Raw genomic sequence first — 16,906 nt, forward strand, 5'->3', positions numbered from 1 at the left:
TCGAATAATGGATACCATCCGCAAGATGCAGCTCCTCGTCGCTCTGTCCGAGCTCGGCAGCCTGTCCGCCGTGGCAAGAGACTGGGGCATGGCTCCATCCACCGTAACCCAGGGATTGAAGGAACTCGAAGCCGAGCTGGGCACGCAACTGGTCACGCGGACCACCCGTCAGCTTTCCTTCACGGCTGAGGGGCGCGATTTCCTCGACCGCTCCCGTCGACTGCTTGCCGATTTCGAGGAGACCATGACCGATTTTTCGAAACGGGGGCCACTGAGCGGCCAGTTGCGCGTGACCTCGAGCAACGACGTCGGCCGCAGCCAGATCGTCGGGCTGATCGACCGGTTCATGGTGGATCATCCCGGTCTTTCGGTGCAGCTCTACCTCAGCGACCGCGTGATCGACATTGTCGAGAGCGGCTTCGACGTGGGCATACGCACCGGCCCACTGCGTGACAGCGACCTCAGGGCGCGCATGCTGCTTCGGGGGCACAAGTGCATTTGCGCCGCGCCCGTCTACTGGCGCCGGCACGGCAAACCGCAATACCCCAAGCAGCTTGGCACGCACAATTGCCTGATCCTCGGAGCGCCCGGCGATACACATTCCTACTGGATTTTCACCGAACACGGAAAACGGACACGGGTGCGGGTGTCCGGAAACCGACAGGCCAATGACGGCCAGACATTGCGTGACTGGGCGATTGCCGGGGCCGGCGTTGTTCAGAAATCCAGCTTTGACGTGGCCGCGGATATCGCCGCAGGTCGGCTCGAAACTGCCTTGGAAGGCTTCACAACGGAATCGACAAACCTATATGCGGTGTCCCCGCCCCGGGTCTTCGAGGCCCGGCGCGTACGGGCCTTCCTCGACTATGTGAGTGACAACCTCACCGACTGAGCACCGGGAAAGCCGACGGAAAGGAGGTGTGCGGTATAAACCGCCCATCCTCACTTCCGAACGGAAAGCCTTCCGTCCAGTTCCCCGGCAATCTGCCTGACCGTGCGAATATGATCTGCCAGCAGGTTGCGATAGACCAGTCCGGTATTGCGGCGCGCCAATTGGCGAAGGTCATAGCCCGGAATCTCGCCCGGTATGCCACCGACGAGCGCGCCCCCATTCCATCTCTCGCCAAAGCTTCCGAGGGCTAGATAGGTCGTCATTGCGACGCTGAAGCGCCGCTCCCGCTGTTCCGAAAGGGGACGCCCGAAGAGCTCGATATCCTCCGCCCTGGCCTCGGCTGCCGAGCCACCGAGCGAGATCGCATAGCGAAGCCCGCCCGAGACATGCAGGAAACCGCGGGCCACGAAGCCTGAGGTATCAGTCCTGGCAAGTTCCTCGGGCCTCAGGATCCGGCTGGCATTTGACTGCAGTATTTCTCCTATCTCCGTTCCCGTCGCCTCGAGCAGGAAGACCTCGTCTGCATACGGCATGACATTGAACAAATCTCCGAATGTCACCTGTCCGGGTCCGGCGCCGCTAAGCACACTGCCGCCGTTCATGAAGGCCAGGTCTGGCGCACCGCCCGGCAAACCCGCCATCTGCTCCAGCAGGGCATCGTTCATGAAATTGGCCATGGCACATTCTGCCGTATAGCGACGTGTCCGGGTTTCGTGCCACGTCAGCTCCGTCCCCCTGACCTCGCCCAGCGTTTCCGCCATCAGGTCCGCAACCCGCGCCTGGATCGGCTTGATCGTCTCCTCTGCAAATCTTGAGTCATGCCGCGCACCGGCGCTGCCAATTTGATGCAAGCACGCGAAAATTTCCCCGGACCTCTCCAGATCCAGACATATTTCGCCCAGAAAGCGGCCATTTGCCTCTGCTTGTGTAATCAGGACGCCCGAGCGGAGGTTTGCAGCCTCCCTGCCGTTTTCGTTCAGCCGCGTATGCGTATGCGCGCCCACGATCACCGTCGGGCGCATGGAACCCTCTCCCGCAACATCGGCCAGGGCAAAATCCGCCTCTCCAATGTCGCGCGCAACAGCCGCCTTGCCCGAGGCATGATTTCCATCACCAAAACCGCAATGGGAGAGGATCACTATCACATCCGAAATTGCGTTCATGACCGGCAGGATGTTCCGAAGCGCGGTCACCGGACTGCCGACGGCCATCTCCGGGTCAGCAGGCTGTCCGACGCGGGTTTCGACTCGGGTCGTCAGGCCGACGATCCCGACGCGCATCCCTTTGACCTCAAGCAGAACCGCCGCGTGATAATCTTCACCGGGTCGGATATTCGCGGAGGAATGCAGGTTCGCGCTGAGCAAGGGAAAGGTCGCCTGTGCCATGCCCAGTTTCAGCTGAGCAGTCCCGCGGTCGAACTCGTGGTTTCCTAGGGTTGCGGCATCCAGGCCCGCAGCAGACAAGGCGGAATAACCTGGATCCATCAAAAATTCCGACGATTCCCACCCCAGGAGTTCATCCAGCACCGTTCCCGTATGATCATCCCCGGCAGACAGGAAAAGCACTGCATCCTGATCCTCGGCCTCCCCACGCGCGTCCCGGACACGCTGAACCATTTCCGCAAGCCGGTGGGTCACGGTGCCGTCATGCGCGTAGTCGAAGAGATGATTGTGCATGTCGTTGAAGTGAAACAGACGGAGCCGCCGAGCCGGGGGAAGGCACCCGGGAATATCCTGTCTACTCAGGGCGTATAGCGGACCGACCGGTGCCGACAGGAAGTCACCCGTTATCGCGAAGGCCGCCTCGGCCTGACCGAGCGGGTTAACGGAAATGCGGCGTAGGCGCGGTCCGGCATGATCCGGCGAAACCCTGAGCAAGTGGCTAAGATCACGGCCTTCATTCATCATGTCCGCGGACCGCAATTCACTGGACCAGAGCGGGACCTAGCCCCAGAAAGACGCCCCGCCTGATTCGCCCGCAAATATTTCCACCGCATCTCCGTCATTTCCTTCAACTTCTCGCATTCGTCCTTGCGTCGCACACTGCCGGTTGCACCGCTCGGGGCCAAGGCTCCGTCAGAACACCCGGCATGCGGGTGTTCATCCATGGCTTAAAAGAGAGCCGGACCGACCAACAAAATGGCACAAAAGAGAACATTGCGAGTTTTTCCCGGGAAACCCGAAGCTTTTCCCCAATGGCACCATAGCACCATCACCAGCTCCTCATAATCTCGTGAGCACGTCTGCTTGCAATCAGGGATACACTCACAATGAAACGTGCTGCGTTCGCCGCAACTCTCGCACTCGCCGGTACGCCGGCCCTTGCTCTCGAAGAAGTCAGCTTTGGTACCAACTGGCTGCCCCAGGCAGAGCATGGCGGCTACTATCAGGCCGTCGCCGATGGCACCTACGAGGCCTGCGGCCTCGACGTGACCATCGTGCCCGGCGGCCCCCAGGTGAACAACCGCGCCCTGCTTCTGGCCGGAAAGATAGATTTCCACATGGCGGGCAACCTGCTGCAGCCCTTCAACGCCATCATCCAGGACATTCCGGTGATGATCGTGGGGGCGCACTTTCAGAAGGAACCGCAGGTGATCATGACTCACCCCGGCAAGGCAGACAGCTTTGCCGATCTGGTCAACATCCCCAAGCTCTTCATCGGCGACAACGGCTATCAGTCCTATTATCAGTGGATGATCACCGAATACGGCTTCAAGCCGGAACAGCGTGTGCCCTACACCTTCAACCCCGCCCCCTTCATCGCGGACGAGGACTCGGGCCAGCAGGGCTACATTACCTCCGAGCCTTTCGCAGTTGAACGCGAGGGCGGCTTCACCCCGGATCTCTACCTGATCTCCGACGCCGGTTTTAACACCTATGCGACCTTGGTCGAGACCATGGCCAAGACCGTCGAGGAACGTCCCGAAATCGTGAAGTGCTTCGTCGAAGGCTCCTCCATCGGATGGGCAAATTATCTCTACGGCGATCCCTCGGCCGCCAATGCCATGATCCAGGAAGCCAACCCTGAGATGAGCGACGAACAGATCGCCTATTCCATCAAGATGATGCGTGACTACGGCATCGTGGACAGCGGCGACGCGCTCGAACTGGGCATCGGCGCGATGACGGACGAAACCATCCAGAGCTTCTACGAAAAGATGGTCGCTTCCGGGGTGATCGAGGCCGGCCTCGATCTCTCCAAGGTCTATACCACCGAGTTCTCGAACACCGGTGTTGCCCTGCCGGTCAAGGAAAAGCTGCTGGGCGAATAATCGTGAACATGACCCAAGAGAGCACGGCGGCCCAGATGCCCGCCGTGCGACCGTCCCCCGACGTCGTGCTTTCGCTGCAAGACGTCACCAAGGTCTTCAACGGCAAGCTGCTGGCGCTCTCGGGAATGTCTCTCGACATCAACCGTGGCGATTTCGTGTCTCTGCTGGGGCCCTCCGGCTGCGGTAAATCCACTGCGCTGCGCCTGATCGCGGGTCTCAGCCATGCTACCTCGGGCCGTATCAGCTGGCATGGAGGCCAAAACCCCGGCGACCTCGGCGTAGTGTTTCAAGAACCCACTCTGATGCCATGGGCCACCGTGGCACAGAACGTCTGGTTGCCACTGCGCCTGCGCGGCAAAAGCTATCGCAGCATGCGCAGCGAAATCCGCGAAGCGCTCTCACTTGTCGGCCTCGACAAGTTCATGGAATCCTATCCGCGCGAATTGTCTGGTGGCATGCGGATGCGGGTCTCCATCGCACGCTCCCTGGTAACCAACCCCCGCCTGATCCTGATGGACGAGCCCTTTGCCGCGCTCGACGAGATCACCCGCCACAAGCTGAACGATGACCTGCTGCAACTACGCGCCAAGACCGGCGCGACCATCGTCTTCGTCACGCATTCCGTCTTCGAGAGCGTATTTCTTTCGAACAGAATCGTGGTCATGGCGGCACGCCCCGGCCGCGTGATCCGGGAGTTGAACGTCGACGCTCCTTACCCCCGCACCGACGACTTTCGCGCAACCCCGGAATATGCCCGCCACTGCAGCGAGGCCACGGACGCACTCCATGCCGCCATGGGAGAACATCAATGAGCCTGAGTGAGACCGATCCCGACACAGCCCAGGTAACTGCCCAGAACCTCATCATGGATGACGAGGAAGCGGCACGCGCACGTCGCAACCGCAACGAACGGATCGGTCGCTGGCTGCTGCCGATCATCGTCATCATGCTCTCGATCTATGCCTGGGACCGCATCTGTGTGGTCAACGAGATTCCGCATTACATCCTGCCCCGTCCGGGCCTTGTCGCGCAAACGCTCTATCAGGATTGGCCGATCCTGTTCAGTGCACTCTTGGTGACGATGCAAACCGCCGTGATGGCACTCCTGATCGCCGTCATCGGCGGTGTCGGGCTCGCCGTGCTGTTCACCCAGAGCAAGTTCATCGAGATGAGCTTCTACCCCTATGCCGTCATCCTGCAGGTCACGCCGATTGTGTCGGTCGCACCGCTGATCTTCATCTATGTCGACAACAAGATGGTAGGCCTGCTGATCTGTGCCTGGATTGTGGCCTTTTTTCCGATCCTTTCGAACACCACGCTGGGTCTGAACTCCGCTGACCACAACCTGCGTGACCTGTTCAAGATCTACGGCGCCACACGATGGCAACGGCTTCGCTACCTGCAGTTACCCTCGGCACTGCCGTATTTCCTCGGCGGTCTGCGCATTGCCGGCGGTCTGGCCCTTATCGGTGCAGTTGTTGCCGAATACGTCGCCGGGACCGGCGGAGTCGGCTCGGGCCTTGCCTTTACCATCCTCGAAGCCGGATACCGGCTGAATATCCCGCGCATGTTCGCTGCACTGATCCTGATTGCCTGCGCTGGCGTCGTGATCTTCGCGAGCCTGTCCTTCCTCAGCAACATGCTTCTGCACAAGTGGCATGAGAGTGCCCTGAAACGAGAGGTCTGATGAATTTTCGCGTTCTGCCCAGCGGCCGCGTTACCCTAACGAACCTGCACACACCGGCCTGCCTCCTTGGCCAGCAAGGAGACATGGCCACGATCGACCTTACCATCGACGGAGACGTCATTTCAGATGGCCCTCCCGGAGAAGTGGTCGACATGAAGGGGGCGATTGTCTTTCCTGCCTTCATCGACATGCATACGCATCTGGACAAGGGGCATATCTGGGGCCGCGCACCGAATCCGGACGGCACGTTCGATGGCGCCCTTGCAACCGTTGCGGCAGACCGGACCGCGAACTGGTCGGCCGAGGATGTACGTGCCCGGATGGAGTTTGCCATCCGCTGCGCCCATGCTCACGGCACCCGCGCGATCCGCACGCACCTCGACAGCCTCGCGCCTCAGGATGCCATCAGCTTCCCCGTCTTCCGAGAGCTGCGCGCGGAATGGGCCGGCCGGATGGAACTTCAGGCCTCCTGTCTCGTTTCAATCGACAACGTGGGCGAGGACACCTTTTTTGCGAAGACCGCAGAGATCGTGGCCGACAGCAAGGGCGTGCTCGGGACAGTCACCTACCCGATGCCGGATCTCAAGGAGCGCTTGCGGACCTTCTTCCGAATCGCGGAGAGGCACGCCCTGCATACCGACATGCACGTCGACGAAACGATGGATCCGACAGTCGACACCCTGAAAAGCATCGCCGAAACGGTCCTGGAAACCGGCTTCGAAGCACCGCTTACCGTGGGCCATTGCTGCTCGCTTTCGGCGCAGGACGAAAACGAGGCCCTGCGCACCCTTGATCTTGTCGCGAAGGCAGGAATCAACGTGGTCAGCCTGCCGATGTGCAACCTCTTCCTTCAGGACCGGCACGCCACCCGGACCCCACGCCGACGGGGCGTGACCCTGGTTCACGAGATGCGGGAGCGCGGCATCAACGTCAGCTTTGCCTCCGACAACACCCGTGATCCCTTCTATGCCTACGGCGACCTCGACATGCTCGAGGTCATGCGAGAGGCAACCCGTATCGCCCATTTGGACCATGCGGCAACCGACTGGTCCCGGGCCTTCCTCACCAACCCCGCCCGGGCCTGCGGCTTCAACATGCCGTCTCTGGCCCCCGGTGCCCCCGCAGACCTCGTGATCTGCAATGCCCGCAGCTGGACAGAGCTCTTCGCCCGCCCGCAACATGACCGCATCGTGCTGCGCAACGGCGTGGCGATCGACCGAACCCTGCCCGATTATTCCGAACTCGACCACTTGATGAGCTGATCAGATGAAACCCAACTTTGCCGCCGCCAAAGCCGCCCTCTCGCATATCGAAATGGATGAGAGCGAGGCCACGATCCGCTCCAAGAGCCGGGATTTCTACTGGTACTCACCGATCCTGAAGGAGCGTCTGGACCACCTCTGCGCAGATTTCGTGGTCAATCCGGCCTCCGAGGAAGAGGTCATCGAAGTGCTGAAGATCTGCTATGAACACGACGTTCCCGTCACCGTGCGCGGAGCCGGCACCGGCAACTATGGCCAGGCCATGCCACTGGCTGGTGGCTGTGTCATGCACATGAAGAATTTCAACAAGGTAACCAAGATCTATCCGGGAGGGGTCGTGGCCCAGCCCGGCTGCATCATGAAGGACCTGGATGAAACCCTGCGGGCAGACTCGGGGCAGGAATTGCGCATGATCCCCTCGACCTACGCGATGGCAACCGTCGGGGGCTTTGTCGCAGGCGGGTCCGGCGGGGTGGGATCCGTGCGTTGGGGCGCCCTGCGCGATCTTGGTAACATCATCCGCCTTCGGGTTGTCACCATGGAGGCCGAACCACGGATCCTGGAATTCCGTGGCGACGAACTGCCCCGTGTCTCCCATGCCTATGGCACAAACGGCATCATTACCGAAATAGAGCTGCCCACTGCCCCCGCCTTTGACTGGGTTGGCGTATTCATGGCCGGCAAGGACTTCACCGAGGCAATGCATTTCGCTGCCGATCTCGCCAACGAGGACGGCATCCTGATCAAGCTGGCCTCGGTTTACGAGGCACCGATTGCAAAGTCCTACTTCCAGCGCGTGAATGCCCATGTGGACGAAGATGACACCGTCGTAGGGTTGATGATCGCCCCGCAGGCCATGGACGCCTTTGCCGTCTTTTCCGCCCGGTATGCCGGCATGAAGATGATTTATCGCTCGGATGATCACGACTGGCCGCGGGGAGCAGGCCCGGTTTACGAGTTCGGCTGGAACCACACCACACTGCGGGCCCTGAAATTCGACAAGGAGATCACCTACCTCCAGGTACGCTACAAGTATCCCGACCACTTCGAACTGGTCGAGAAAGTACGCAAGGAATTCGGCACCGAGGTCCTGCAGCACCTTGAGGTGATGCGCGAGAACGGCAAGGTAATGTTCGCTGGCCTGCCCATCGTGAAATATTCCAGTGACGAGCGGCTCGAGGAAATTGTGCGCCTGCACGAGGAGATGGGCTGCATGATCTTCAATCCGCATCGCTACACACTCGAGGAAGGCGGTCGACAGTCGACCGATGCCCGCCAGCTGGATTTCAAGCGTGAAGCGGATCCGAAGGGGCTGCTGAACCCAGGCAAGATGATTGCCTGGGACGATCCGGAATTCGACTACAAGGGAATATACGCCTATGCCGGCATCTTGCCAAAAGAGGATGCGGAATGACCCGCGCCCTGGTCCTCTTTGCACACCCCTGCCCCGAGAGCTTCAACGCAGCCGTGCACAATGTCGTTGTCGAAGGGCTGACGGCCAAGGGGTGGGAGGTGGATGATTGCGACCTCAACGCCGAAGACTTTCAGCCGGTCCTGACAGAAACGGAGCGGAGAGGTTATCATGACGAGCCCGAAAATCTCGGCCCTGTGCAATCCTATGTCGACAGGCTGCGGGCAGCGGATGCCCTGATCATGGTCTTCCCGGTTTGGAACTTCGGCTATCCCGCGATCCTGAAAGGGTTCCTCGATCGTGTCTTCCTGCCCGGCGTCAGCTTCAAGCTCGTGGATGGAAAGGTGCGCCCAAACCTGACCCACATCCGGACGCTCGCGGCCTTCACGACCTACGGCGGCACGCGCATGCGCGCCTTCATGGCCGGCGACCCGCCACGCAAGACAGTGACCCGTGCTGTCTGGCATGTCTGCCGACCGGACAAGATGCGGTATGTTCCGCTCTATGATCTGAACCGCGTCACGGATGCGCAACGGTCGGCGCATCTTGAGCGGGTCAAGCGCGAAGTGGAGAAGCTGTGATGCGTGCCTTGGTTGTCTACTCCCATCCCCGTTCCGACAGTTTCACCTCGGCCGTGCGCGACCTGGTTCTCGCAAAACTCAGAGATGCCGGCGCAGAGCTCAGGCTCCACGATCTCTATGCCCGCGGCTTCAACCCGGTCATGGGGGCAGAAGAACACCGCAACTACGAGGATGTCCGGATCAACCGAAAAGGCATCGAGGAGGAAACCAACGACCTTCTCTGGGCGGACACGCTGATCTTCGTCTATCCGACATGGTGGTATGGCCCGCCGACCATGCTGAAAGGCTGGCTGGAGCGAGTCCTGGTTCCCGACGTGGGATTCATGATGCCCAGATCCGAGGGGGACACAATCCGGCCCGGCCTGACCCATATCACCAAGCTGGGAGTCTTCACGACCTGCGGGGCCAGCCGCCTGTTGACTTTCATGGTCGGAGCCCCCGGCAAGCGGACCCTCATGCGCGGCCTCGGCTGGAACCTCGCGCCCTTTGCCCGCAAGTTCTTCGCGGCCCACTACCTGATGGATTCATCCACGCCCGAGAGCCGTGCCAAGCACCTCGAGCGCGTGGCCGGCAAGATGGACAAGCTGATCGCCTCTCGGGCGCCCAGGCCCCGCCCCATCGCCCGCGAACTTCACGCCTGATGCGACAAACCACCCCCAAGGAAATATCATGAGACGCCTCGACTGGGCCCAGTATGCCACCACCGAATTCTCCGGAATGGATCCGGAGAAGACCATTGCCATCCTGCCCACAGCGGCCATCGAACAGCACGGCCCTCACCTGCCAACCGGCACCGACATGATGATCGCCGAAGGGATGATCGCGCAACTTCGTGCCACCTGCCCCGATGATCTCGACATCCTGATCCTGCCGGTTCAGGCAGTCGGAAAGTCGAACGAGCATATCCATGCACCGGGCACCCTGACCCTGAGCGCCGAAAATGCCCTGCGGGTCTGGACCGATATCGGATTGTCGGTCGCCCGTGCAGGTATCCGGAAAATCGTGATCGCCAACAGCCATGGCGGCAACCTCGACCTCGTTTCGATCCTGTCACGAGAGCTGCGGGTCAGGGCCGGCATGCTCGCGGTGAAATGCCAATGGGGTAATTTCAGCCATCCGGAGGGAATGTATTCGGAACAGGAACGCTCCTACGGCATCCATGGCGGCGACGTCGAGACCTCCCTGATGCTCGCGTTCCGGCCCGAGACCGTCCACATGGAAAAGGCCGAAGACTTTCGCTCCACAGCAGAAAGTGCTCCGATCTCCCCGACCGGTCCGCTTTCCTATGGCTGGGTGTCATCCGACCTGAACCCCGCGGGCACCGTCGGCGAGGCGCATCTGGCAACAGCAGAGAAGGGCCGCGCCACCTGCGAATTCCAGATCAAGGGGTTTGTGGAGATGCTGTACAAAGTGCGCGACCTTCCTCTGGACGGGTTCAAACCGACCTATCCCAAGGACTTAATCGCCTGACGTCAGACACGGTAGGCGGCCCGGCACCTCCGGGCCACCTCCGCAATGCATTCATTTCTTGCCAAAATTTGCCCCAAGGCGCATCTGGATATAGTCACCCGCCGTCATCGGCTCGTACTTGCCTTCGGGGCCTTCAAGCATCGCATCCGTATTAGCCTGTGCGAAATAGGCCATGGAGTAGCGCGGCCCCAGCGACTCGCCGTTCTTCGGCATCCGCACCCGGTGCAGGTTCGACAGCAGCTTGTCGTCGGACCAGCGCATCAGCATGTCGCCGATGTTGCAAGTGATCACCCCGCCGAGGGGCGGCACATCCGTCCATTGCACGGCACGACCTTGGCTGTCCTTTCCTGGGCAGACCTGAAGCCCGCCCTGCCCTTCCTTCTGGTGCAGCAGTGTCAGGCAGTCGTAATCCGTATGCGCCCCGGCCCGCCAGAACTTGAAATCCTCGGGCTTGGCATTCTCCATCCCGAGGTAATGGATCAGGCGCAGGGTGGACTGATATTCCGGCGTCTCCGGGTCGTGCCGATCCGTAAAAAAATCAGCCGGCAGGTCCAGTTTCGTCGCGAAGCAATCCAGAACCTTCATCGACAACGCCCAGTTGTGACGCTCGAAGGCCAGCATGGTCGCCTTGAACCCGGCCAATTCCGCTCCCGTCGGCCAGAGCTGCTTCATCCGCGGCAGCGTGATCTGGTAGCTCTCCTTGTTGTCCGGAGTGCCGGTCGAGGGTCGAACCTGGGCCTTGTACTCCCAGCCGGAGTTGGTCCCCGGCTTCAGCGGATACTGCGCTTTCGTCTCGGAGGGCAGGTCAAAGAACCGTGCCGTGATCTCGAAAGCCTCTGCGATCAAGGTCTCCGGGATCCCGTGATTGTAGAGCTGGAAGAACCCGATCCCGGTGGCCGCCTCCCAGAGCGCCTCGGTAATTTCTTCCTTACGATTATAGTAATCAGACATGTCGATCTGCGGGATTTCCCGGTCGATCTCCTCGCCATAGCCGCCGACCCGGCTTTCCTTTTCCAGCTCGGCCAGTTCATAGGATTTTGCAGTGCTCATGATTTTCTCCTTGATGAAAGAAGAGCAATGACCGACGCCCATGGCGCTGACAGCTTCTACTCCGGTGGGTATTCAGGCAAGCTCCAGCGCGGTTTCGCGCCGAAGCCTCGTGGTGACTTCTCTGGCCTCTTGACCCAGGTCGCCGAGATCAAGCCAGGCGATCCTGCCATCCCGCACCACGGGACGACCGGCGACGAAGCTATGTCGAACAGCGGCCGCCCCAGTGATCATCGGGGCCAGTGCCGGATCGTGCAAGCCCATGTTGCGCGGCGCGGACAGATCAAAAAGAGTAATGTCGGCTGCCATTCCCGGGCGGATCTCTCCGACGCCCGGGATGCCCAAAGTTCGAGCACCTCCCATCGTGCCCCAGTGCAACAGCGTCCCCGCATCCACGGCATCGACACCTTTCGTTGCACGGTGCAAACAGAAGGCAGAGTAAAGCGCCGCGCCCATGTCGGCCGCCTCGTTCGCTGCCGCGCCATCGACGGCAATCGACACGGTTCCGCCCATCCGATGCAGCGCATCCGCCGGTGCGATCCCGGAGCCCAGACGCGCGTTCGCCTGTGGGCAGTGCGACATGGCGCTCCCGCTCTCTGCCAGCATCGCGATTTCATCCTCGGATAGATCCACCAGATGCGCGAACCACACGTCCTCTCCCAGCCAGCCATGATCGGCAAGCCATGGCACCGGCCGCTTGCCAAAGGCCGCCATGGTGTGGCGCGCATAGGCCGTATTCTCGGACAGGTGGGCATGCAGGCGCAGGCCCTGCCGGCGGGCCTCTTGGGCTATCTCGGGCAGCGCCTCTGGGGCAAAGTTGAAGTTCGGCGTTGTCGGCGCACAGGCGACACGGGTCATCGCGTGGTCCGAAGGGTCATGCCAACGCGCCGCAGCCGTCGCCACGCCATCGAGGAAAGCCGCAACAGTTTCCGTTGGCGAGGGAGGCGTTGCCGGATCCTCGAAAGCCCGTCCGCGGGTCATCCCGCCACGGGCCAGAACGAAACGGAGACCGAAGCGCGCCGCCTCCTCGAAAAGCACATCTGCCGGGTCGTAATCGTAACGTTCGGAGAAGACGTAATGATGATCGCAGACAGTGGTTGCCCCGCTCAGTGCAAGCTCGGCAAAGCCGATCCGCGCTGAAACCCGCAACGCATGTTCATCTAGCAGTGGCCATAGACGATAGGGCACGGTCTCGAGCCAGGCATCCAGAGCCACGTTCATACCCGCAGGAACGCCCTTCATCACAGACTGGAACAGATGGTGATGGGTGTTCACCAGCCCCGGTGCTACCACGCAACCGGCCGCATTGATCACCTCTTCTCCCTTGCGCGGGGACAACCGGCCAATTTCCGCAATCCGCCCTCCCTCGATCCGGATGGAGCCGCTCAGGCGGGTGCCTTGGGCGTCGCCTGTCCAGCCATGTTCGATATTCGTGATGAGCATTACTTGCGCTCCTTCGGCAACGACCAGGGAAAGAAGATTTTTTGCACGAGGCTGACAGCCTGGAACAGGACCAGCGACATGATCACCAGCAGCAGCAATCCGGCCCAGGCCTGCGGCAGCTTGAACATCGAGGTGGAGAACTGGATAAAATAGCCTATCCCCTTCTCCGCCGCGACGAACTCCGACACCACCGCACCGATGACAGCGAGGGTGATCGAGATCTTGAGGCCTGAGAAGATGTGCGGCGTGGCATAGGGCAGACGGATCTGGGTAATCTCGCGCGAAACCGGTGCGCGCAGTGATCGCGACAGTTCGATCAGTTCCGACGGCGTGGCCATCAGCCCCGTGGTCATCGACACGATCAGCGGAAAAAACGAGATCATGAAGGTGATCACGACGCGAGGCGCATCATCGGTGCCCAGGACAACGATGATGATGGGCGCCACCGCCACCACCGGTACTGACTGGATCACCACCAGCAGGGGATAGAGCGCGCGCGACAGCACGCGCGACTTTGCCAGCCCTATGGCAATGGGCAGCGAGACCAGGATCGCCACGGCATATCCCATCAGCGCAACCCGCAGCGTGGCCCAGACATGCTCCATCCAGCGCGAAGGATCGACAGCATCGAACCCGCCGAGGATCCGCGTCGGGGCCGGCAAGATATAGGACGGGATATCAAGGAACCGTGCCGCCCCCTCCCAGATCAGCAGAACCAGAGCAAACGTCAGCAGCGGCAGGACCGTCGGCATTCGGATAAGGCGTTCCTTGAACGGCAGACGGTCGCCGGGCACGTCCGCGGGCGGCGCACTGCTGTCCTGTCTCATGTTGGGAGCATCCGCTTCGGCAGTCATGTCACGCCACCTCCTTGTGAATGAGCAACTCGCGCAGATGCGCAGCATAGTCCTGCATTTCAGGCGTGCGGAGCGAGGCCTCGTCGCGTGGCCGCCCCATCGGAACAGGCATGTCCGCGATCACCCTGCCCGGCCGTGCGCTCATGACGATCACGCGATCAGCCAGCAGGACGGCCTCGGGAATGGAATGGGTAATGAACAACACGGTTTTCGGACTAGCCTGCCAGAGCCGCAACAGTTCATACCCCATAGCATCCCTTGTGAGGGCATCGAGCGCCGAGAAAGGTTCGTCCATCAACAGGATGTCGGGGTTCAGGAACAACGCGCGGGCGATGCCCACGCGCTGCTGCATGCCACCCGACAATTCGCCAGGCAGGCGGGCTTCGAACCCGCTCAGGCCAACCGTCTCGATGATTTGCAGAGCATGGGTCCGGTCATCGGGGGTCACCCGGCCGCGCATGTGGCGGGCCGGAAAGACCACGTTATCGAGCACGTTCGCCCAAGGGAGCAGGGTCGCATTCTGGAACACGATCCCGATATCATCACGCGGTTCGGCAACCGGCAGGCCAAATACCCGAACCTCCCCGGCCGAGGGTTTCATCAAGCCGGCTGTCAGGCGCAGCAGGGTCGACTTGCCACAGCCGGAAGGCCCCAGTACCGCCACGAATTCGTGCTGATCGATGGACAGGTTCACGCCCTCGAGCGCGGTGAGTGGCCCGCCGTCCGTCGCAAAGGTTTGCCGAAGGGCCTCAAAGGTAATCGCGTCGCGCACGAGGGCCATGAATGTCACTCCTTCAGGAAGGAACGGTCGACGACATCCTCGGGATTGATCGCTTCAGGATCGAGTCCCTGCGCCTCGGCGACCCGAGCCCAGGTTGCGGCAAGGCGGTCGGCATCCAGCGTGCCAAGGCCCATCTCTGCGGTGATATCGTTGAAGGCCAGGACAGAGGCATCCTTCCAGCTCGCCGTCACATCCTCGGCGCCAAGTTCTGGTACCATGGCCGACACGGCGGCACCTGCTTCTTCCGGATGCTCCTGTGCAAATTCCAGGGATTGCTTGAACGCGGCCACGAAACGGCGTGCCACGTCAGGGCGTTCCTCGAGGAACTCGTCGCTTGCCACCAGAGCCGCGGAATAAAGCTCAAGCCCCGCGTCCGACCACGGCAGGATCACCAGCTCCTTGCCCGCATCCTTGGCCTGATTGCCATAGCGCGATACGTCCGTCAGCCAGGCGATGATGGCATCGGTCTGTCCCGTCATCAGCAGCGGACCGAGAGCACCGGGATCGGATTTCGTCAGCTCGATGTCGTCCTCCGACAGGCCATTGTCGGCCAGGACCAGAGGCAGGTAGACATTCGAAGAGGTAAAGGGCGAAGTCGCGATCTTGTGGCCCTTCACGTCGGCAAGGGTTTCGATGCCGCTGTCCTTGGTGGTGTAGAAGGCGTGCGGGCCCGTGTTGAAGATCGACATCACCGCGGTCACGGGCACGTTTTCGGTGGCGACGGCCGCCATGAGAGCACCCATCCCCGCGCTGCCGACATCCGAAGCCCCCGTCGCGATCTTGGTGATCGCCTCGGAGGATCCGCGGCCGGGCTCGATCCTGATCTCGAGGCCGGCGTCAGCGCAGAACCCTTCGTGGATGCAGACATAGATAGGTGCCTTGTCGCCGCCGGGCAGCCAGTCGAGCTGGTAGGTCACGATGTCCTGCGCCGAGGCGGCACCGGTTCCGGCCAGCGCGATTGCAGCGGCGGAAAGCAGAACTGAAGTCTTGGTCTTTTGCATTGTTACGGCCTTTCCCGTTGGATGTATCTGCTGGCGCCATGTGCTCTAGCGCTTTGTTCGGGTGGCAGGCCGTTCGGTGCGGTGCGACCGGTCGCGTAACAGCGGCAAGGCCGCCCTTCGGCGATGGCTGCAGCGATACCCTGATGCCGCTCGTCACGTCTTCCCGGCGGCTCCTGCCCGCCCCTGGAGATTGCTACGAGATAAATTCAAGTTAGAAAAAGTAGAAAGAAATACACATCGCGTTCAGAAATATGGAATGCGAGACAATCAGAACGGTAAGGACGCGCCACAAATGTCTGCTTTTTCGAGAGAACTGCGTTCGTTCCTGGTGGTTTCGCAATCGGATTCCATCCGGGATGCCGCGAACCGCCTGAACATATCTGCCCCGGCATTGAGCAGACAAATGCAAATCCTGGAGCGCAGCTACGGCGTCCCCCTGCTCGTGCGGACCTCCACCGGTGTTTCGCTCACAAAGGAGGGCAAGCAGCTGCGCAAGCAGGCCCTGAACTGGATGACCCTCGATGCCGAGTTCAGCCAGTCGCTGCGCCGTCCGGAGCGCGCCCAGGGACTTCGGATCCGATTGGGCATCATGGAAGGACTGATCACCCCCGTGCTCGGTCCCCTTGAGACAGCCCTGAGAGAGGCCTTTGGCACGGTTGAACTCGAGGTGCTGGTAGGCTCGACGGCCGCACTAATGGAAAAGACGGAATCCTCCGACCTCGACGTGATCGTTGCCTACAACATGCCGCGGCTGTCACAGCTCGTGGTCGTCGAGAGCATGGAATTCCATCTCGGGGTTTGCTTCGCCCCCTCGATTGGCCTTGAGGGGGAAGGCCCCATCGACATGCAGGACGCTCTGTCCTGGCCACTCTGTCTACCAAGTTCCGCGCTCTCGATGCACACCCGCCTGATCGCAGAGATCCTCAGTGTCAGGGTCAACCCCACTGTCGCCCTCAGCACAAATTCAATTACCGCGATCAAGAGCTTCGTCCAACAGGGCCAGGGCATCACCTTTCTGCCCTGGCTCGACGTCTCGCGGGACGTCGAGAGCGGTCGTCTTTCCTTCCGCCCCCTCGCAACAAGGCGCCTGACAGAGACACTCAGCCTAGCCATCTGCCGCGGCAATCGCCTGGGAAGTGCCACCGGTGCCGTGCTGACTGAAATTGAAAAAATCGTGCGCAATCACGGTCGCTGAAGCCAGTCGAC

At 61.2% G+C, this 16,906-nt stretch carries 16 protein-coding genes; 10 read left to right on the forward strand and 6 right to left on the reverse strand.

Annotated elements, in window-relative coordinates:
* Positions 1–7: 7 nt before the first annotated feature.
* On the forward strand, positions 8–892 hold the full coding sequence (locus AC0WR5_RS12150) for a LysR family transcriptional regulator (protein WP_475863459.1): 885 nt from the start codon (positions 8–10) through the stop codon (positions 890–892).
* A 50-nt stretch (positions 893–942) separates the two neighbouring features.
* On the opposite strand, the gene AC0WR5_RS12155 is transcribed toward AC0WR5_RS12150, so the two are convergent.
* The gene (locus tag AC0WR5_RS12155) at positions 943–2,799 is read right to left on the reverse strand and encodes a bifunctional metallophosphatase/5'-nucleotidase (RefSeq protein WP_475863461.1); all 1,857 of its coding nucleotides are present in this window, start codon (positions 2,797–2,799) and stop codon (positions 943–945) included.
* Between the two features lie 362 nt (positions 2,800–3,161).
* On the opposite strand from AC0WR5_RS12155, the gene AC0WR5_RS12160 reads away from it, so the two are divergent.
* Genes AC0WR5_RS12160 through AC0WR5_RS12195 form a run of 8 tightly spaced genes read left to right on the forward strand, consistent with a single transcriptional unit; the run spans position 3,162 to position 10,574 of the window.
* Positions 3,162–4,163 carry an ABC transporter substrate-binding protein gene (locus AC0WR5_RS12160; RefSeq protein ID WP_475863462.1) on the forward strand — a complete coding sequence of 334 codons (1,002 nt, stop codon included), beginning with the start codon at positions 3,162–3,164 and terminating at the stop codon, positions 4,161–4,163.
* An 8-nt stretch (positions 4,164–4,171) separates the two neighbouring features.
* The gene (locus tag AC0WR5_RS12165) at positions 4,172–4,975 is read left to right on the forward strand and encodes an ABC transporter ATP-binding protein (protein WP_475863463.1); all 804 of its coding nucleotides are present in this window, start codon (positions 4,172–4,174) and stop codon (positions 4,973–4,975) included.
* Positions 4,972–5,850 carry an ABC transporter permease gene (locus tag AC0WR5_RS12170; RefSeq protein WP_475863464.1) on the forward strand — a complete coding sequence of 293 codons (879 nt, stop codon included), beginning with the start codon at positions 4,972–4,974 and terminating at the stop codon, positions 5,848–5,850. The genes AC0WR5_RS12165 and AC0WR5_RS12170 overlap by 4 nt, the downstream gene beginning before the upstream one ends.
* Positions 5,850–7,112, forward strand: coding sequence for a cytosine deaminase (locus AC0WR5_RS12175; protein WP_475863466.1), 1,263 nt, complete (start codon positions 5,850–5,852; stop codon positions 7,110–7,112). The genes AC0WR5_RS12170 and AC0WR5_RS12175 overlap by 1 nt, the downstream gene beginning before the upstream one ends.
* Positions 7,113–7,116: 4 nt before the next feature.
* Positions 7,117–8,526: an FAD-binding oxidoreductase gene (locus AC0WR5_RS12180; RefSeq protein ID WP_475863467.1), complete on the forward strand. Its 1,410-nt coding sequence runs from the start codon at positions 7,117–7,119 to the stop codon at positions 8,524–8,526.
* Positions 8,523–9,104, forward strand: coding sequence for an NAD(P)H-dependent oxidoreductase (locus AC0WR5_RS12185; protein WP_475863468.1), 582 nt, complete (start codon positions 8,523–8,525; stop codon positions 9,102–9,104). The genes AC0WR5_RS12180 and AC0WR5_RS12185 overlap by 4 nt, the downstream gene beginning before the upstream one ends.
* On the forward strand, positions 9,104–9,745 hold the full coding sequence (locus tag AC0WR5_RS12190) for an NAD(P)H-dependent oxidoreductase (protein ID WP_475863469.1): 642 nt from the start codon (positions 9,104–9,106) through the stop codon (positions 9,743–9,745). The genes AC0WR5_RS12185 and AC0WR5_RS12190 overlap by 1 nt, the downstream gene beginning before the upstream one ends.
* Before the next feature lie 28 nt (positions 9,746–9,773).
* Positions 9,774–10,574, forward strand: a complete 801-nt coding sequence (locus AC0WR5_RS12195; protein WP_475863471.1) for a creatininase family protein — start codon at positions 9,774–9,776, stop codon at positions 10,572–10,574.
* A 51-nt stretch (positions 10,575–10,625) separates the two neighbouring features.
* Here the strand turns inward: AC0WR5_RS12195 and AC0WR5_RS12200 are convergent, their stop codons facing one another.
* From AC0WR5_RS12200 to AC0WR5_RS12220, 5 genes are all read right to left on the reverse strand, one after another.
* Positions 10,626–11,624: an isopenicillin N synthase family dioxygenase gene (locus AC0WR5_RS12200; protein ID WP_475863473.1), complete on the reverse strand. Its 999-nt coding sequence runs from the start codon at positions 11,622–11,624 to the stop codon at positions 10,626–10,628.
* A 72-nt stretch (positions 11,625–11,696) separates the two neighbouring features.
* Positions 11,697–13,064 (reverse strand): amidohydrolase family protein, encoded by a 1,368-nt coding sequence (locus AC0WR5_RS12205; protein WP_475863475.1) that lies wholly within the window; start codon positions 13,062–13,064, stop codon positions 11,697–11,699.
* A complete protein-coding gene (locus tag AC0WR5_RS12210; protein WP_475863476.1) occupies positions 13,064–13,918 on the reverse strand; it encodes an ABC transporter permease in 855 nt (284 codons plus the stop codon). The genes AC0WR5_RS12205 and AC0WR5_RS12210 overlap by 1 nt, the downstream gene beginning before the upstream one ends.
* Before the next feature lies 1 nt (position 13,919).
* Positions 13,920–14,699 carry an ABC transporter ATP-binding protein gene (locus AC0WR5_RS12215; RefSeq protein WP_475863477.1) on the reverse strand — a complete coding sequence of 260 codons (780 nt, stop codon included), beginning with the start codon at positions 14,697–14,699 and terminating at the stop codon, positions 13,920–13,922.
* Positions 14,700–14,704: 5 nt separating this feature from the next.
* A complete protein-coding gene (locus AC0WR5_RS12220) occupies positions 14,705–15,700 on the reverse strand; it encodes an ABC transporter substrate-binding protein (RefSeq protein WP_475863478.1) in 996 nt (331 codons plus the stop codon).
* 292 nt (positions 15,701–15,992) lie between these two features.
* Between AC0WR5_RS12220 and AC0WR5_RS12225 the strand changes: the two genes are divergently transcribed.
* Positions 15,993–16,895, forward strand: a complete 903-nt coding sequence (locus AC0WR5_RS12225; protein ID WP_475868992.1) for a LysR family transcriptional regulator — start codon at positions 15,993–15,995, stop codon at positions 16,893–16,895.
* Positions 16,896–16,906: the final 11 nt, after the last annotated feature.

This window comes from Pseudooceanicola sp. DL12, from assembly GCF_056270665.1.

What these genes read in the sequence shown, in the direction of transcription:
- AC0WR5_RS12150 (WP_475863459.1), top strand. Translation starts at nt 8, where the DNA reads ATGGATACCATCCGCAAGATGCAGCTCCTCGTCGCTCTGTCCGAGCTC.
- AC0WR5_RS12155 (WP_475863461.1), bottom strand. Translation starts at nt 2,799, where the DNA reads ATGATGAATGAAGGCCGTGATCTTAGCCACTTGCTCAGGGTTTCGCCG.
- AC0WR5_RS12160 (WP_475863462.1), top strand. Translation starts at nt 3,162, where the DNA reads ATGAAACGTGCTGCGTTCGCCGCAACTCTCGCACTCGCCGGTACGCCG.
- AC0WR5_RS12165 (WP_475863463.1), top strand. Translation starts at nt 4,172, where the DNA reads ATGACCCAAGAGAGCACGGCGGCCCAGATGCCCGCCGTGCGACCGTCC.
- AC0WR5_RS12170 (WP_475863464.1), top strand. Translation starts at nt 4,972, where the DNA reads ATGAGCCTGAGTGAGACCGATCCCGACACAGCCCAGGTAACTGCCCAG.
- AC0WR5_RS12175 (WP_475863466.1), top strand. Translation starts at nt 5,850, where the DNA reads ATGAATTTTCGCGTTCTGCCCAGCGGCCGCGTTACCCTAACGAACCTG.
- AC0WR5_RS12180 (WP_475863467.1), top strand. Translation starts at nt 7,117, where the DNA reads ATGAAACCCAACTTTGCCGCCGCCAAAGCCGCCCTCTCGCATATCGAA.
- AC0WR5_RS12185 (WP_475863468.1), top strand. Translation starts at nt 8,523, where the DNA reads ATGACCCGCGCCCTGGTCCTCTTTGCACACCCCTGCCCCGAGAGCTTC.
- AC0WR5_RS12190 (WP_475863469.1), top strand. Translation starts at nt 9,104, where the DNA reads ATGCGTGCCTTGGTTGTCTACTCCCATCCCCGTTCCGACAGTTTCACC.
- AC0WR5_RS12195 (WP_475863471.1), top strand. Translation starts at nt 9,774, where the DNA reads ATGAGACGCCTCGACTGGGCCCAGTATGCCACCACCGAATTCTCCGGA.
- AC0WR5_RS12200 (WP_475863473.1), bottom strand. Translation starts at nt 11,624, where the DNA reads ATGAGCACTGCAAAATCCTATGAACTGGCCGAGCTGGAAAAGGAAAGC.
- AC0WR5_RS12205 (WP_475863475.1), bottom strand. Translation starts at nt 13,064, where the DNA reads ATGCTCATCACGAATATCGAACATGGCTGGACAGGCGACGCCCAAGGC.
- AC0WR5_RS12210 (WP_475863476.1), bottom strand. Translation starts at nt 13,918, where the DNA reads ATGACTGCCGAAGCGGATGCTCCCAACATGAGACAGGACAGCAGTGCG.
- AC0WR5_RS12215 (WP_475863477.1), bottom strand. Translation starts at nt 14,699, where the DNA reads ATGGCCCTCGTGCGCGACGCGATTACCTTTGAGGCCCTTCGGCAAACC.
- AC0WR5_RS12220 (WP_475863478.1), bottom strand. Translation starts at nt 15,700, where the DNA reads ATGCAAAAGACCAAGACTTCAGTTCTGCTTTCCGCCGCTGCAATCGCG.
- AC0WR5_RS12225 (WP_475868992.1), top strand. Translation starts at nt 15,993, where the DNA reads ATGTCTGCTTTTTCGAGAGAACTGCGTTCGTTCCTGGTGGTTTCGCAA.